Here is a 17,385-nt window from a genome sequence, read left to right as displayed (position 1 = left end):
AAGCTATTGCGATACCATCCTTATAATGTAAATCAAATCACATAAGCTTATGGAGCCAGACTCTTTACAAACCGAAGTGATTCTGACGCACCCGCGTGAGTCCCTCGGTAGAGTGCAACTTGATTGGACACCCCAACCCGGAAACTATCTCGATTTTCAAGGTAAAACCTATGCAGTTTTAGAGCGTCGCCATCGATACCAACTTAAAGCTGGGCGATATCGTTTGCATAATATTGCCATTTACGTGCAGTCGGCTAAACGACCATCTGAGAAAAGTTTGGTTGAGGGACGTTGGGTAATTGGTGATGCCACCTGCTGCTACAATGCTCATTCAGAAATTATTCGCTGTGCAGTCAACCCAGACGGGCCTTGCCAATCTTGCCGCTTTTATGAAAAGTTAGGAGTCATTTAATTTTAGATTTTAGATTTTAGATTTTTTTTAATCCAAAATCCAAGTTGCGCTTCTAGTGCACCAAAGGTGCAACCTAAAATCTAAAATTTGCAACCCCTCAACTCCCCGCACCAAAAACTTCTCCCACAGTTAAGCGGGTACCATTAACAAAATCCCATCCCGACTGGGGACGTTTACCAGCTAGCTGAACCTCTCGCAACAGCAACAAACCTTCCCCAGTTTGGACGATCGCCCCAATTCCTTTGACAATGCTCACTACAACTCCCGGTCTGTCTGATATATTTGACAAATCAGGCAATTTATGAACTAATTCTTGTAATTCTGGTGGTAGCTCGCGATCGCTTACAGAAGCAAGGGGAGCAGAAGCGGTGATTTTCAACAGGTTGTTACGGAAGCTAGCAGTGCAGTTAGGGTAAAAGCCTTTGATTTGATTGTGTAATTGGATAGCGCTTTTTGACCAATCCAAAGCATAATCTGGTTTTTGAATCAGAGGTGCATAAGTAGCTGCTAAATTATCTTGGGGAATTGGTTGAATTTCCTGACGTTCCAACTTCAACAGAGTTTCCACCAACAGATCCCCACCGATCACAGCTAGTCTTTCGGCTAAATCTTGGGCATTATCCAGTAATCCTATCGGTGTAGTGGCTATTTGTAGCATTGCCCCAGTATCCATCCCCACATCCATCAACATAGTTGTGATCCCCGTTTCCCTCTCACCGTTATATAAACACCATTGAATCGGCGCTGCACCACGATATTTGGGTAAAATCGAGCCGTGCACATTAATGCAGCCCAACTTTGGTATATTTAGGATTTTTGACGATAATATCTGTCCGTATGCAACAACAACAAACACATCTGCGTCTAATTGTTTGAGTTGGGTTAAGGTTTCAGTGTCTTTTTTTACCCGTTCGGGTTGCCATACTGGTAAGTTGTGAGCAATAGCGATCGCTTTTACAGGTGTTGGCGTAAGTTTATTTCCGCGTTCCCGGCGTTTATCTGGTTGGGTGACAACCGCCAACACGTCAAATTCTGAATGATTTAATAACTTTTCCAACGTGGGCACAGCAAACTGTGGTGTACCAAAGAATACAATTTTCATTAATAATTTAGTTGTTAATCGTTAGCCATTAATTAATGGTAAATAATATCGGCTGTTTGGTGATAGAATATTTTCGTATTGATGAAACCAAAGGCTGCAAGATTTAACTTAATAGTTAAGTTAACAAGTGTAACAGCTAGTATGATCTGCATCTGCCTTTAGTGAGCCTTATCGTTTAGTGGTGTATCGTCACGAGCCGCTAGAGCATCTACCGAGTAAATTTTCTTGTGTTCCCGATTATTTTTCCCAAATTGGCGTTAAATAGAGTTGAGTTTCTAAAAAACTATTGCTTGTTTTAACTATTTTTGTAGTTGAGATTGCAATTTATAACTTTGGGTTGCTGACAGCAGTATTTTCTGAGTATGATGTATTATGCGTCGGCTTTCCCAGGTTTTAACTAACGCCTCATGTTTCCCCTTATCAGGGTTTGCGCTGTTATATTTAGTGTGTAGGCTGGCTTATTTGCTGCGTAATAGCGATCGCTATTATGATCCCCAATAGCCGAGTTATCTCATTCTTAATTGCCAGCGTCATCGCCTAAACTATACCCGGAATATCCCTTAACCAATACCTGTTTTTGGTGTGGTTGGGTATAGGAAGTGCAACATATATCGTGTAGTAATTACTGAGTTTTCAGCATATTTACTATACTCACATATTTTTGCCAAAAAAACTACTACCTGAGTAAAAAAGGTGTAAACAATGATACTTAATTTTTGTAAAACTCTACAAACTTTGAAGAAAATATTTCGTCAAAGCTTTTAGTTTCTTGTTATACATATAATTACCGCCTGCCCCATTGCTGCATAGGTATTGCTTCTCACATAGCAACCGCCCCTTTAGAGAGTCTACAAATGCTTAAACCCCTTTTGCTATCAGGATGGTTCCGCGTACAACCATTTCTGAATTACGTTGTCGTTGTGATACTGATTGCACCTTTGCTAGCGGCGTCAAGTAACTCGACCCCAGCCAGATCCGAAGTAGCTAAACTAACACAGATAACTGGAAATTCTGACTCTGTATCAAAGAAAATAGCTGTAGTTGAGGAACCTGAGAAAGCTAAAATATTAAAAACAGATCAAATCAACTCTTTAACAAAAGAATTTGACTCTGTGCCAACACAAAGTACTGCTGTTCAGGAACTGCAAGTATTACCAGCGGATAAAATTGAGTCTCTGGCTCAAGTAGATAGTTCTCTCTCAAACAGTGATTTAACTGTTCCTGATAGTTTGGCAGCAGTTGAACTCGCACCCTTAACAGATGTTCCTGTTAGTCAACTTAATTTAATCCGAAAACTCAAAGCTGCTAATATCAAGTCTTTGAAAGGAAAAGAAAATTATCTCTCTAGAGAAAAGTCTTTTACTGAATCATTGACAGCAACTCAAGTTGCACCAACTCTTAAAGCACAACCAAGCACAACGACGGAAATACCTGTTGTTGAACCAGTTGAGGAGTCCCAAGCAGAACAAGTAGATCCTATAGGTAGTCCTCACCCTATTCCTTGGAAATGGATTACAGCCACTCAAGAAGCAATTAGTTCTAAAGGTGGTTCGGGAGTGCGTCACTACCGCAGCGTACCCGTGGTTTCTCCAGATGGTAAATATGCTGTTTATAGCCGGGTACAACTGGAGGTAAAACCCCAAATGTACAACAGCCGTGTTACCAGCGTTCTGTTTGTCCAAGATATGCAAACTAAGAAGTTGTGGGTGATGGCTTCAACTACTCCTGTTAGTGATCCTTTATTAAAGGTAAAAGCTGTAAAGGCAGCGTCGTCAGAAGAAAGTGATCCGAATGGTCAAATTGGGGTATTAGTTCCAGTTAGTTGGTCAGAAAAAGGCGATCGCTTCTTAGCTCGCAAGTTTGAAGGTATATTTAACACAGGTGATTCCACAGATAGTGCTGTGATTTGGGATCGGCAAAAAAATCACGCTAATACGGTTTCTCCTATTAATCAGGAAGAACATGAAAAAATTGCAGTATTGTTAGGCTGGAGTAAAAGCCAACCAGATCATGTGCTATTTCGTGCGGGTGAATTGGGCGAGGAAAACTGGCCATTAATGCAAGTTGCTAATGATGGTAAAACTGTCACTACAACAAACGATGATCAGCCAATTACTTTTGGTAAAAAGGTTACAGAAATTTGGGCAGAACCACAAGTGGCCTACCGATAGTTTATAAAAAATCTTATATGCTCCCGTTGTCGTCACTGCTGACAACGGGAGATTTTTTTAAGAGGAGAAATACTAATAGTTTATTTACACAAAAAGTAGGAGGATTTTTGGTTCTTTGACTCCCCCTTTTACAGAGGAAAATATCAACAAAACCGCATACCTTGGTAAAAAATATTTTTCGCTTTCAAAACTATCAAAAACAGTTAAGAAATCTTGGTTGAGAAAAGAAAATAATTTTGTAAGATTCTTCACATACAGAATTTAAGGCAAGTAGATAATATGGCTGATGAGAATTACGAAGAAAAATATACTCACCCTGAACTGCGTCGCCAACTCAAGGAAGAAATTCTGAAATCCGATAAAGGTGGTAAGCCTGGTCAGTGGTCTGCGCGAAAAAGTCAGCTTTTAGTGCGGGAATATGAGAAACAAGGTGGAGACTACAAGCAAGCCGAAAAAGACGAAGCAGCAAAATCACTGGAAGAATGGTCTGAGCAAGATTGGCAGACTGAAGAACGTGAAGACCGCGCCCGTGAGGGCAAAGTCACTAAGCGCTACTTGCCTTCCTCGGTGTGGGATAAGTTGAGCGACAAGGAAAAACAAGAAGCAGAGGAAACAAAGAAACAAGCTTCTAAAGAAGGTAAGCAACACGTCGAATGGACTCCTGCTATCAAGCGAGCTATCCATGAGGTTAAAGATGGGTCTGAGCCGTCAAAGCGGGAGCTATATGAGCAAGCGAAAGCGCTGAATATTGAAGGTCGTAGCAAAATGAGCAAGGACGAACTGCTCAAAGCAATTCATGATGCTCAAAGCTGAGGCTTTCGCACTCCATTAGTTAAAAGTGTGTCAGTATACTTGTATACAATACTGGGTGACCTAACTTATATCACTTGGAATCGCTTTTTTGTAAATACTTTTAATCCAAAAGTTGGGATGATTCGTTGCTATTAAAGATAATTTAACTAGATCATAAAGACTTATCACCCCTTTCCCACTCAGGTATGGCACCTTTGACACGGCGGATGGGCAAATTAGCAATTAAAGCTGTGGTTCGTTGGTTGCTTTCTAAAGAAAACTCTAAGCCTTCTGTCTCAACTTCAACATAGCGACAGACTACATCTAAGATTTCTTGCCGCATTTTTTCCAACGTTTGAGGGTCTATGTCAGCGCGATCGTGAGCAATCACCAATTGCAGGCGACGTTTAACTTGAGTTCGACTGCTATCAGGACCGCGAAAAAAAAGTCGTTCTAGAAGTTCAATCATTACGAATAGGTCTGGCGCGGAGACTGGAAAAGTAAGTTAAACAATCTTTGTCCTGAACAACCTTCGTAGACGGGCGAAGATGCTGTCTTGGGACGAGTCGATCTCCATAAATTGGACACTTTCCCCTTCTAATCTACGAGCAATGTTCTCAAAGGCTGTAGCAGCTAAAGAGGGATTTTCCGCTAACACTAAGGGTTCGCCGCGATTGGTAGATACAATAACACGCTCGTCGTCAGGGATTACCCCGATCAGGGGAATGGCGAGAAGTTCCTGAACATCTTGCACTGACATCATATCATTTGCCTGCACCATTGCGGGTCTGATGCGGTTAATTATTAAATGAACACGCTTGATACCTTGTGCTTCTAGTAACCCCACTACCCGGTCGGCATCACGAACTGAGGAAATTTCTGGTGTGCTGATAACTAGCGCTTCTTTCGCCGGACCGATCGCATTTTTAAACCCATTTTCAATGCCGGCGGGGCTATCAATAATCACGTACTGATACTTTTGCGCTAGGGCATTCACCAGTAACTTCATCTGTTCAGGTGTGACTGCATCTTTGGAGCGATTTTGGGCTGCCGGCAGGAGTACGAGATTGGGTTGGCGCTTATCTTTCACCAAGGCTTGTTCTAAGCGGCACTCTCTGGCCAAGACTTCCACCGCAGTATAAACGATGCGATTTTCCAGCCCTAGCAGCAAATCCAAATTTCTCAAACCAAAATCCGCATCAACCAAAGCAACTTGACGCCCCATTTTGGCTAAAGCCATGCCCAGATTTGCTGAAACTGTGGTTTTACCCACTCCTCCTTTACCGGAGGTAATCACTATAATGCGAGTCATGATAGAAATGCGGTCAATGAGGGTTCAGAAAATATAAAACTGTAAATTGCAGTATAAAGTATGAAGTATCGTATCAGGTATGAAGAAATATCTGGTCTCCCTGATTCGGGCGAGGGATAAATATTTTTTGATTGCAATGTCTAGCGACAAGCCGCTTTGCATCTGTGCTCAGTTGTATACAATACACTTCGTTAGGAAAAAGGGATTAGAGTAGTGTATTCCATCTACATGAAAACCGCTATATTTCATCCTTCACATTCTTCATTCTTTAAGTAAATATTCAGGGCTACTGATTAGATTTTAGTAAATTGATTTCTAGAAAAATCACTAGCCCTAGCGATGCGAATCCCTTGGGACACAATATGTGCTACTTCTGGAGAAAATTGCATCGGTAATTTTTCTGGTGCCCTAGCTACAGCATCTGCGATCCGCAATTGGGTAGGTTCCATTTGCAAAGCCATAATCAGACACTCACGATTGCCTCCGGCCCCAGCATGAGCAATTCCACGTAGACGACCCCAGATGATAATATCTCCATCTGCAATTACAATACCACCTGGATTTACATCTCCCAAGATAATTACTGTACCAGGATGACGAATTTCTACTCCAGAGCGGACTGTTGTTTCTAGATAGAGAGCATCTGCCTGGGGTGTAGCTGTCGCTTTTGACTCTGAAATCAGAGAAGTTACGGGCTGTAGTTGTTCTACAGAATACCCAGATGTCACAGCAGCGATCGCAGTTTGCCGACGACTCGTCGAGACAGATATTAGCCGGAGTTGAACTTCACTCAAAGCCTCAGCAAGTTTTTGCAGCTGTCTGGTATCTACTAGGCGGTCTTGTGCCATTAGATGTACAGGTGTGTTAGATATACGGAAGCGATCGCCTGCATTCAGACGTTGCCTTATTTGTTGCCAAATATCAGACCAAGCGAGTTCTGAGCCAGATCCTTGAGATTCCGGAGGCAAAATTAATAATAGCCGTCCCTCCTGACTTTTTAACTGGACTTGAGTATTATCATTTACACGATGCCCTGGTAATGCTAACTCATCGGGATTTAAATCAGTCAGGATAAAATCTGATCCCGCATCAGGATTTGACTCTACATCCGCAAGGACAGTATTTGACTTTAAATAAAGGAGGACAGAATTTAACTCAGCATCCGGGAGGATAGAATCTGACTCTAGATCAGAAACAGTAGGATTTACCTCTACCTCAGAAAGGATAGAGTTTGGTTCTGCATCAGGAAGTGCAGAATTTGACTTTAGATTGGGAATTGCAGAATCAGAAGTCATGCAGTACTAGCCAAAAGACAAGGGACAGTTTTAGCCAACAGATTTTGGATTTTCAATTTTGGATTTTGGATTTGTGTCACACACAAAAGGTGAAAGCGCGTAGCAAGACGTTAATCTGACATGAACCAAAAGATCCTTTAATCTAAAATCTAAAATCTAAAATTGGCACGGTTAACCTCTGATAAACTATCCCCAAGGCATCAGCATCGCCGACGTTACCTGGAAACAGTACCACAGGCAAATTAGGAAACTGGGGATGATCGGATGGCGTTAAGACCATTGAACAACCAGCTAAAATTTGACCGAGTAAGCGGGCTGAAGTTAAGGCTAGTCCAGTACTCAAAACATCGTTTGAGGTAATACCACCCTTGCTGATTAAAAATCCTATATCAGATGGTAAACTCCGCACAATATCCATCAATAAACTTGAAACTTTTGCCCCAAACTCCAATCTGGTGTTGACATCTTTAAAACTCAGTTCCTGACGGCTAGTATAAACCACTGGTGTTTTACCAGCCTCGTGTACCGCCCGTATACTTTCTTTGATTTCAGTTAGCAGTGCCGCAGATTCATCTGCCTTCTCATCAAGTAATCGTGCTACATTTACTTCGATTCCCACAGTTCCCTCTACTTGTAATAGCGCTGCTAATTGCTGAGTAGTCTTTTTCACATGGGAACCAACAATTACCGCACCTGGTTTGCCTTCTCGCACGTACTGCGCCATGTTTTCGGCGGCGATGGGTTGGGGTGGTAAAGCGGCTAAAGCTGTTAAAATACTGGCTGCACTGCGAAAGAGAAAGCGTTTCCCTTGACTTGCTGCTGCTAATATGTCTACTGCAAAGCGGTTGAGATCAGCTTGAGTTTCACCATCGACGACAGCGCACTGATTATCACTCAGTTTTAACAAGCGTTCTAAACTACCAGCCCGAATATCGGCCAGGAGAAACCTTTCTACAGCCTCGGTACTAATTCGTCCTTGAGTCTTTTCTTCGACATACTTGGGTAAGTAACTGTGATGGTAGCTAAAGACTGAATCACGGGCAAATTCAGTTTCATGCACTGGGGTGGGTACACCAGCAATAATCAAGTAATGCACACTGTCGCGGGTGATGCGTCCGCCGTCAAAAAATGCAGGTACGAGAAAATGAGCATCAAAGGGGCCGAGTTCTTGTGCGATCGCATCAGTTTCAATGGGGTAATGCCCTCGCAAAGTAGAATCAGAACGGCTGACAATCAGAAAATCGTCAATTCCTTCAGCATTCAAGGCGATTTTCAAATTATGGCAAACTTCTTTAATAACAGATGCAGCTGATTCTGGGGTTAGTGATCTAGTATTAGTCAGCACAAAGAAAATCGGCGAATCATCCTGCAACCCGCTGCGTAAAGTGTCCACATCCCAGTGCATTAGCAGCAAGCAGCTGTGGACTGTTTGAGAACCTGTAGGGTCATCATCCAGGACAATTATTTTTGGTTTGTTGCTCATTTTAAGTCAACGGGCGATTGTTTTTTAGAAAAGTTCGGATTTGAAAAGTCTTTTGCTAAACATCAAAGTAATTGCAACCTAACCCCCTACCCCCTTCCCTACTAGGGTTGGGAAGAGATTCAAAGCCTTTCTCCTCAAAAAAGAGAGGTCTGTCAGTATCATTTGTGACTTTTCAAACATCAATTCAGCCTTTCTGCAATTTTCTGATTTCTGCTTGCACATCGATCGCAATTTGCAATGATTGATTTAGCAGTTGAGCATATTCGCCTGCTTGACTACTAAGTTGTAAAGCTTGCAGACTGGCTAAATTATTGACAAATAATTCTTGGTTATTAGCAAGCAATTTTTTATTATCTCGCAAAATTCGTTCCGTTTTCAGAGCGCGGACTAAATCTTCTCTAATTAGTTGCAGGGCGGCGGTTACTTTATCTCGGTCATGGATACTGCTTTCTACGTTTCCTGATGCTGCCAATTGGTCATTAATATTTATGGCACCAATCAGGTCATGATATTTATCAACTTCATCTAAAAGTATTGTCAGTCCTTGGGGACAGGTCAATTGCCGCCAGAGCGATCGCCCAACTAATATCGGGATTGGCACTAGAATTAGTAAAAGAATTCCTAATCGAATTGAAGAACCAATTGTCGGCAGAATAATAAACGCGTAAACAAAGCCAACAATTATTGGTGTTAACGCCAGCGTTACCAGCATTTCATTAATCAAAAACCCTAATCGCTTCTTGCTATCTCGCAAAACAGAAGGTCGAAAAACGTCTTCTGGATCGAACCCAGTTAAACGTCTTAGTTCCCCCTTACTAATTTCCAAGCCTATTAAGTCCGGCTGCACGGATTGATACTCCTTGAGGAAGCGCAAGTTGCGTATTCATTTTAATCGGGTTTGGGGTGGATGAATTTCTTGAGCCAGATCAACTTAGGATAAACGCCAACTCAGTGTAACTTGCACTTGTCCATCAGGCAAAGCTGACATTTGCCATGCACCATCTGGAAGTTCAGAGGCGATCGCATCCATCATTTTAGTGCCATAGCCACTTTTTTGCGTTCACAGGTAGTAGATTCTCCAATCGATCCATCGTTGGCGATCGCACTTTCCACCACACGCCATTCAGATCCCCTACTTCTTCAAGAAGTCGGGGATCTAATCTCCCACTTTCTACGGCACGATGATTTTATGCGATCGCACTTTCGATGACATGATTCTTTTATGCGATCGCTCATCGTCTTCACATATCGCTCAGGGCTGTTCAAAATCATATCCAATACCTCAAAGTAAAATTGGGTATCGATGAAGTTGAGCAAATAGATATCAATTCCCGTATCGCCCTTTGTATGAAAGCAATTCAGAAAAAATTATTATTATTTTGATTTAGGTTATGAGCCTTTTTTTGGTCAGCACAAGTTAAGTATCTATTCTAATCAGCTTTAGCGTGATGATTGTGGTTATATTCGGGAAAGCAATTTTCATCTAAAATTTGCTCTAAAGAACCAATGGGTATCAAGGGGAATATGTCAATGGAAAGTAGAGAGCGTAGTTTACCGCCGTAGGCATCGCTTGCTTCTGTCCTTGCGTCTTGATAACATTGATCAAATATTTCTAAGATGTAAGGCTTAAGACTAGGACTATCTTTGAGTTCATCCTTAATCTCTCTACGAAATGTCCTGATTTAACCTTTCCAATGCCCTTCATTTCGCTCCCGTTCCACATTCCAGTATGTGAGCTTAAGCAGATGTTCAAAAAGTCGAATTAACAAAATTTTCACCGTTCGCTTCTCGCTCCTACCGATATCTTCCAGCTCTACAATTAAGTTATCTAAATCCACAGATGAAAATTAATTAGTCCGAAGTTGGTTGATGGTTGTCCTGAGCCAAAGGTAATAATCTTGGTCGTATAAAGTCTGAGTTGATAGTTGTATCTCGAGCACCATACACTTGTTAAACTCCGATAAGTTGTATTAGACACACTGTGTTTTGTACACCAATTGTGCTTCAGGTTGTGAATACTCAGAGTTGCCTCCAATCTCTCACCAAAATAAAAATACTCCCTGTGACACCATGATAATAAAGAAAGTTGAGTTATTGGTTGATTGATTATATAAGCGATTGGTCTGTGGGAAATCTTCTGTTGGTGTTCCAGGTTGGGGTCGTAGCCTTGAGCTGCTAATGCTCCATACTCAGTATCCATCATGCCAAGGTTATGAATTTCAGTTAGAGTGCAATAGCAGAAATATTCCTTAAGTCTAAACTAAAGCTTACTCAAAGAATGAGGTTTTAATTTACTAAGTCACTGAGAATATACCAGATACCATTCATCAACCTCCAAATTCTCAGCTCTAGAAATCGATTATTAGTGAAGGGAGAAGATAGCTAAAACTAAAGCAACAGACATTCTTTCATTAATTGAAGTAGAGAAACAAGCCATAACTTGCACGTAATTAGGGCATTAGGGACTGACAAAAAATAAATTATCCAAAATTATTTGTACATTTTTAGGGGATCTTGGCCTTCCGCCCCTATGATGTGATGTTTTTTTAACTGGAAGTCCCTTAAAATTCCCAAGTTATTCATCATGAGGTATAAAAATGACTTCTACAATTGATCAGCGTAAAATTCGTTATGCCGTTGTTGGTTTAGGTTGGTTTGCTCAAGAAGCCGCCTTGCCTTCCTTTGTCCACGCCGAAAACTCGGAATTAGTGGCACTGGTTTCAGATGACGCCACTAAAAGCGAAGAACTGAGTAAAAAGTATGGTATTAAGCATACTTACTCCTACGAGCAATATGAGGACTGTCTGACAAGCGGCGAAGTTGATGCCGTTTATATTGCGCTGCCCAATCACTTGCATTGCGAGTACACTGTACGGGCTGCTAATCAGGCAATCCATGTATTATGTGAAAAGCCAATGGCAACGACTGAAGAAGAGTGTGAAGCAATGATTAAAGCTGCCAATGACAATAATGTGAAGCTGATGATTGCCTACCGCTTACATTTAGAAGAAGCCAATTTACAAGCAGTCGAAATTGTGCGCTCAAAGCAAATTGGTGAATCACGAATTTTCAACTCGGTTTTTACTCAGCAAGTAGAAGAAGGCAATATTCGTTTACGAGATGTCACAGGTGGTGGAACGCTATATGATACTGGTATATACTGCATAAATGCTGCACGTTATCTATTTCAAGATGAACCAATTGAAGTATTTGCTGTAGCTGCCAGTAAGGGAGAAGAACGCTTCAGCGAAGTGCAAGAAATGACTAGCGTCATCTTGCGTTTTCCCAACGAGCGATTGGCAACATTTACTTGTAGCTTTGGAGGAGCAAGTGTTTCGACCTATCAGATTGTAGGTACTCAAGGCGATTTGCGAGTAGAATCTGCCTATGCTTGGCAGGCAGAACTGAAACACTACCTAACAATTAATGGTGAAACCAAAGAGCGTATCTTTGAGGATCATGATCAACTAGCAGCCGAATTTATCTACTTCTCTGATTGTATTCTGCAAGATAAAAACCCAGAGCCATCTGGAACAGAAGGGTTGATTGATGTTTCGATCATTCAAGCGCTCTACAAGTCAATTGAGACGCGTCAACCTGTGCAGATAGAAACTCGCGATCGCCATCAACGTCCCACATCGGCTCAAACTATTCAGCGTCCTCCTGTTGAGGAGACGCCAGACCTGATTCATGCTGCTGCACCTTCTAAGGAATCGTAAGTTAGGTAGAAGTATCCTTTGACCAAATAATATCAGCTTGGTGAGACAAGGGGCAAAATCCCCTTGTCCTATAACGACCTTACAGTAATTGGTATGTTCATGTTGTAGCGATCGCCTAACAAAAAAAGGCAGATAAATCAATGGCGGATCAAGTACAATTATTGCCGACAATGATCTATTCTGCCCCGTGAACAACTAAATATAAAAACTTAAGGATAAAGACCTCTGTCAGTCAGCGCCTGCGCCACTCTACCTACCCCTAGTGTGTAAGCTGCTAACCTTAAAGGAATTTGCCGTACCTTCGACTGCTGAATCACCCGTTGGTAGGCTTGCACCATCAAATACTCCATTTCGCGGTTGACGCGTTCCTTATCCCAAAATACATAGGAAAGACCCTGCACCCATTCCAAATAACTGACTACCACACCACCAGCATTCGCCAAGATGTCCGGTAGCACTGTTACACCCCGCGCCTCTAACGACAAGTTAGCCTCAAGAGGAACTGGCCCGTTAGCTGCTGCCACAATCTGCGCTTGTACCTGATTTACATTTTCTTCAGTGATCTGGTTTTCCAAAGCCGCTGGTATTAAGACATCGCAGGGTAAACTAAATAAATCTGCATTGCTAATTGGTACAGATTGTGGGAAACTCACAATACTCTTGCGATTTTCAGCAGTGTAGACTTTCAACTTAGGAATATCAAGACCAACTTCAGAAAATACTCCCCCAGGACTCGTTGAAACAGCGATAATTTTCGCGCCTGCTTGATGTAGTAATTCCGCTGCGGCACTACCAACGTTACCGAAACCCTGGATAACTACTCGCACTCCTGCCAAGGATTTACCTTGTTCTGCTAGCGCCTCACCTTCAGTGTTTGCAGCAAACGCTTATACACGAGCAACAAATGCTTAATTAAAACTTATAACAACTTCAATTTTTGCAGTAAATGCTTATATATGGGCAAGAAATGCTTAATTAAAACTTATACATGATGTCGCTCAGATAGTTAAACCCACAAGTTTTTACCTCGCCAGCATGATCGCTGCATTCTGTCCCCCAAAGCCAAAACTCAAACATAATACCTGCCTAACTTTACTTAGACGGGCTGCTGTAACCATATCTAAATCAAACTCTGGGTGCTGCAATCCTAGATTAGGTGGTAAAATTTGATGCTTTAATGCCATGAGAGAAAAAGCTACACCTAAGGCTCCAGATGCTCCTAGTGTATGACCTGAGCTTCCCTTAGTGGAACTAACTGCTACGCCTTGGGGAAACAAACGCTGGATTACCATGCTTTCTATCCGGTCATTTAGCTGGGTAGCTGTGCCATGAGCATGAATATAATCAATATCGGCTGGTGAGAGACAACTACGTTCTAGACATTGTTTGATGGCAGCGATCGCATTTTCCCCTTGAGGTTCTGGTGAATTGGTATGATATGCATCGTTAGTTAAACCAAAACCGAGAATTTCACCATACACTTTTGCTTGCCGCTGTTTTGCCAACTCTGCTGATTCCAAGACAAACACAGCTGCACCTTCGCCCAAAACTAAGCCTTCCCGATGCAAATCAAAGGGATAAGCGCCAGTTTTCGCCAAAGCACCCATCTGCTGAAATCCAGCTAAAGTTAAACGTGTGATCGGCGCTTCTACTGCACCAGCTAGAGCCTGTTGACATTGTCCAGTTTGGATCAGCAAAGCTGCTTGGGCAATAGACCAAATTCCAGTTGCACAAGCTGCCATCGGTGCCAAAACTATGCCAGATGCACCGATTTGTCTTGCAGCTGCGATCGCATTCATGTGAGGTAATGTATCTAGCCAATTTCCAAAAGAGGACACGGGCTTCGCCGTGTCTTCATACATTTGCCGCGCCAGCATCTCCCAAGACGCTTGATAAGAGCGACTCGATCCAATGACTACAGCACAATCAGCTAAAGGTGAAACTAACTCAGCATCTTGCAAAGCAGAAGCAACAACCATCTGAGTTAACATTGGCAACTCAGATGGTTGTTGAGCAATCAAACCTAGAGGAAGTGGTGTAATTTCTGGAAATGGTTGATGCAACCGAATTCCAGATTTACCTGCTAGCAAATTTCGCCAACTATTCTCTAAGTTTCCACCCAAGGCAGAAATTAAACCAATACCAGTTACACAAACCTTAACCAATTTTAATTTTGGGATGAGGAGGATGAGGGAGATATGGGGGATGAGGAAACGTAATTATCAATCCACTTGTCCGGAAATTAGGTTTTGATTCTCGATTTATAACCCTTTGAGATTTAATTCGCGGATATGTCAAATAAACTTCCTCATCTCCCCCATCTCCCCCATCTCCCCCTGTTCCTCTTACTGCCCTGGTGTTTTCAGATTTTCAGCACCTTGGGTGACTTTAGCAGATTCAATGCGATCGCCTTGCTGAATTTTGTTCACTACATCGAAGCCTTGAGTGACATTGCCAAACACGGCGTAGTTACCATCCAAGAAGGCCAAATCTGCTAAAGCAAAGTAAAACTGGGCAGAAGCAGAGTCTGGTGGTTGCGATCGCGCCATTGCTACTGCACCCTGCTTATGGGGCAATACGACAGGTTGAGCACTAGCATCAAATGGTTTATTGTAAATCGGAGTATCTGAACCTTTTGGTTTAACTTCTAAAGGTATATAGCGAGGATTTCCCGTTTTTGGGTCAATATAGCTACCGGTTCCCAATCTATTTGCTGGAACTTTCGGGTCTTTGCTTTGGGGATCGCCCCCTTGAACTACAAACGGTTGGGGTTCGCGCACAACTCGATGGAAAGCTAAACCATCGTAAACACCCTTTTGCACTAAATCTACGAAGTTGCCAGCTGTAATGGGGGCATCAGTGCCGTCTACTTCGATAGTAATCGGCGAACCTTTAACCGTGAACACCACAGTAGCCTTGCCTTCGAGCCGTGGTAAATCTGTGATTCCAGGAATACTCTCACTAATAGTTTGAGATACAGATGTTGCTTCAGTAGTCGTCTTGGTGCTTGCCTGGCTTGTAGCCGAGGTAGCTGTCGAGCTTGGAGAAGACGTATTAGAAGCGACTTGCTGTGTGGAACATCCTCCCAACATCAAAGCACTGATGATCACAAGAGAAAGCAAAAATTGTGAAATTTTTAACCGCATTGCCAGTTACTGATTCAACCACAGTATCTTATCCTTTCGAGGGGCATTAGGGATTAGGGGGAGATGAGGGAGCAAGCAAAACATTATTTTTCTTCATTCCCCATGCCCCCTCAATTTTGGATTAGCATTAGCGAGTCAAACACTACGCACAGTTGCTAATGCAACGCTTACGATCATCTTTTAAATTTTAGATTGTTCAATGCCTTCGGCTTGGTGCAGTCACTCATGGGGGAAACCCCCAGACGCTCACAGGTTCGCTACCGCTGCGCTATCGCCCCTGGCGTCTCCCCTTCTCCCAAAGAGAGAGGTTAACGCCAAGGGAGAAGACCGCGCTGCTTCACCAAAATCTAAAATTCAAACATCGTAAATTCTTCTGCCCATGCCCAATTAATTAAAGTCCTTCTAGTGACACTCCCAAAAAGCGGGCTAACTTTGCGCCTTCTGTTTCCAACTCTGTTAAAGATAACGGTTGTCCAACCCGTGTTAAGGGTATATCTCGCCGCCCCTTAATGCGTAGATAGAGGGCACGAAGGGGATTAAGACCTTCTTTGACAGCTATTCGCACAGATTGCACATCTTCTATGCGGGTGTCAATCTCAATTCGGCGGTTTTTGCCAGGAAATCCCCAACGGAAGATTTTGATTGTGCCAGTTTCTTGATTAAATTCGTTGTAACCGCCACCTACATCCAATAAAATCACTAACCACAAATATGTGGCTAATAGCAAGCCAGCAGTGCCGTATAATCCCATTACTAATCCTTGTGGGACAAATACCAGTTTCGTTGGATCGGAAACTATGAGTAAATTAACTTTTAAATAACTAGATATTCCAGCCAATAAAAAGCCGCTGGCTCCCAAGGTAACGATAGTTGCCCAGCAGTAGTTACTGAAGCGACGAGAACCGAGAACATTTTGATGCAGGAGGCGATCGCCTTTGTTAATTGTTGTTGATGCCATCATTGAACTACCATTGCCCTTGAGATACTCGCTGTAACATACTCGTACACTAAATGCTCTTGCATAGAGTGGTGGCTCTCAGTGCCAATCCGGCTAATGCTTAGGAGGCACTGAAGCTCTGTTTTAAGTCCACGGGATACATTACCGCAGACTAGGAATTTTTTACCCTGTACCGGACAAATTTTATTGTCCTTGATGATGCTGGCTTACTTGCACTATGGGACAAACCACTTAGGCTATTTGTATTAGTCAAGATGTGCCAACTTCCTTTCCCCTTGTCCAACATTTCACATAGGTTTTCCAGAGGTGTATTAACGACCGGGGCAACGAAGTAACCATCCACATTTTACCAAACATTGTTGACAAAAACTCAACTGCGCTCCTCCCTGTTCCTCCTACCCATATAATCCATATAATTTGTTAGGGCACGTTATAGAATTTTTTCACTCAGTAGCTGATAAAAATTCTTTCTCCCCTGCCCTGCCTTTTTTTGACCTCTTGGGAATGAGTTACCTACCTACGTCCATCTGCACTAAATTTTTTTACATTTCTGAGAAAACTTGTGTCAAATTGTAAAATTTCTGATATTCATATTAATTATAAGGTTTGCGTTTAATGCCTGATTTGCTTCTGTGTATCAGGCAAAAACCCCGACTAGTGTGATAAGTTAAGAATCATTAAGTTACCACAAGCTAGTTTACTAGCCGATGGTACGTGTAATGGCATAAAGAAAGAGAAATACTGATTTGACTAATCAGCAAATTCTCAGAATCTTAGTTGCTTTCACGCAGTTGAGATTGTCAAAGAAAACGTTAATTCCTCACGGCAGTCGGTTACATCGGCTCTCCGTACTGCTTTAGAAACGTTGCAATTTTAGTAAAAAAAGAGGATTTTAGTCCGATGACCATCGCAGTTGGACGCGCCCCTAGTAGAGGGTGGTTTGACGTTTTAGACGACTGGCTCAAGCGCGATCGCTTCGTATTCGTAGGTTGGTC

The 17,385-nt window shown here is 42.4% G+C and carries 14 protein-coding genes and 2 pseudogenes; 5 read left to right on the top strand and 11 right to left on the bottom strand.

Annotated elements, in window-relative coordinates; translation table 11 throughout:
- Positions 1–49: 49 nt before the first annotated feature.
- Positions 50–412, top strand: a complete 363-nt coding sequence (locus V7K21_RS03455) for a DUF6464 family protein (protein ID WP_335171556.1) — start codon at positions 50–52, stop codon at positions 410–412.
- 97 nt (positions 413–509) lie between these two features.
- Here the strand turns inward: V7K21_RS03455 and fmt are convergent, their stop codons facing one another.
- The gene (gene fmt, locus V7K21_RS03450; protein ID WP_335171554.1) at positions 510–1,514 is read right to left on the bottom strand and encodes a methionyl-tRNA formyltransferase; all 1,005 of its coding nucleotides are present in this window, start codon (positions 1,512–1,514) and stop codon (positions 510–512) included.
- A gap of 854 nt (positions 1,515–2,368) precedes the next feature.
- Here fmt and V7K21_RS03445 point away from each other — a divergent pair.
- Together V7K21_RS03445 and V7K21_RS03440 are read left to right on the top strand one after the other, a co-directional pair.
- Entirely contained in the window at positions 2,369–3,685 is a 1,317-nt protein-coding gene (locus tag V7K21_RS03445) for a hypothetical protein (RefSeq protein WP_335171552.1), read from the top strand.
- A gap of 279 nt (positions 3,686–3,964) precedes the next feature.
- Positions 3,965–4,498, top strand: coding sequence for a Rho termination factor N-terminal domain-containing protein (locus V7K21_RS03440; RefSeq protein ID WP_335136246.1), 534 nt, complete (start codon positions 3,965–3,967; stop codon positions 4,496–4,498).
- Between the two features lie 151 nt (positions 4,499–4,649).
- Here V7K21_RS03440 and minE read toward each other — a convergent pair whose 3' ends face one another.
- The 5 genes from minE to V7K21_RS03415 form a co-directional block, all read right to left on the bottom strand.
- A complete protein-coding gene (minE, locus tag V7K21_RS03435; RefSeq protein WP_273768710.1) occupies positions 4,650–4,946 on the bottom strand; it encodes a cell division topological specificity factor MinE in 297 nt (98 codons plus the stop codon).
- Between the two features lie 36 nt (positions 4,947–4,982).
- Entirely contained in the window at positions 4,983–5,789 is an 807-nt protein-coding gene (minD, locus tag V7K21_RS03430) for a septum site-determining protein MinD (protein ID WP_334867319.1), read from the bottom strand.
- Between the two features lie 293 nt (positions 5,790–6,082).
- A complete protein-coding gene (minC, locus tag V7K21_RS03425) occupies positions 6,083–7,084 on the bottom strand; it encodes a septum site-determining protein MinC (protein ID WP_335171550.1) in 1,002 nt (333 codons plus the stop codon).
- A gap of 142 nt (positions 7,085–7,226) precedes the next feature.
- A complete protein-coding gene (locus tag V7K21_RS03420; protein WP_335171549.1) occupies positions 7,227–8,567 on the bottom strand; it encodes a four-carbon acid sugar kinase family protein in 1,341 nt (446 codons plus the stop codon).
- Between the two features lie 184 nt (positions 8,568–8,751).
- Positions 8,752–9,414, bottom strand: a complete 663-nt coding sequence (locus tag V7K21_RS03415; RefSeq protein WP_335171547.1) for a hypothetical protein — start codon at positions 9,412–9,414, stop codon at positions 8,752–8,754.
- Between the two features lie 141 nt (positions 9,415–9,555).
- On the opposite strand from V7K21_RS03415, the gene V7K21_RS03410 reads away from it, so the two are divergent.
- Entirely contained in the window at positions 9,556–9,777 is a 222-nt protein-coding gene (locus tag V7K21_RS03410) for a hypothetical protein (protein WP_335171545.1), read from the top strand.
- A gap of 220 nt (positions 9,778–9,997) precedes the next feature.
- On the opposite strand, the pseudogene V7K21_RS03405 reads toward V7K21_RS03410, so the two are convergent.
- A pseudogene (locus tag V7K21_RS03405) lies at positions 9,998–10,510 on the bottom strand (DUF29 domain-containing protein).
- A 654-nt stretch (positions 10,511–11,164) separates the two neighbouring features.
- On the opposite strand from V7K21_RS03405, the gene V7K21_RS03400 reads away from it, so the two are divergent.
- A complete protein-coding gene (locus tag V7K21_RS03400; RefSeq protein WP_335171543.1) occupies positions 11,165–12,286 on the top strand; it encodes a Gfo/Idh/MocA family oxidoreductase in 1,122 nt (373 codons plus the stop codon).
- A 209-nt stretch (positions 12,287–12,495) separates the two neighbouring features.
- Here the strand turns inward: V7K21_RS03400 and V7K21_RS03395 are convergent.
- The 4 genes and pseudogenes from V7K21_RS03395 to V7K21_RS03380 all read right to left on the bottom strand — a co-directional run.
- Positions 12,496–13,149: pseudogene (locus V7K21_RS03395) on the bottom strand (Glu/Leu/Phe/Val family dehydrogenase); the annotation flags it as partial.
- A gap of 159 nt (positions 13,150–13,308) precedes the next feature.
- Positions 13,309–14,451, bottom strand: coding sequence for a beta-ketoacyl-ACP synthase (locus V7K21_RS03390; RefSeq protein ID WP_335171541.1), 1,143 nt, complete (start codon positions 14,449–14,451; stop codon positions 13,309–13,311).
- A 180-nt stretch (positions 14,452–14,631) separates the two neighbouring features.
- The gene (locus tag V7K21_RS03385) at positions 14,632–15,432 is read right to left on the bottom strand and encodes a peptidylprolyl isomerase (protein WP_335171539.1); all 801 of its coding nucleotides are present in this window, start codon (positions 15,430–15,432) and stop codon (positions 14,632–14,634) included.
- 391 nt (positions 15,433–15,823) lie between these two features.
- Positions 15,824–16,393, bottom strand: coding sequence for a photosystem I assembly protein Ycf4 (locus tag V7K21_RS03380; protein WP_335171537.1), 570 nt, complete (start codon positions 16,391–16,393; stop codon positions 15,824–15,826).
- Positions 16,394–17,385 lie beyond the last annotated feature (992 nt).

The organism is Nostoc sp., from assembly GCF_036919595.1.
Classification (GTDB): Bacteria; Cyanobacteriota; Cyanobacteriia; order Cyanobacteriales; family Nostocaceae; genus Nostoc.
Note: the sequence above shows the minus strand (reverse complement) of the source record. Positions and strands in the feature narration are given on the sequence as shown.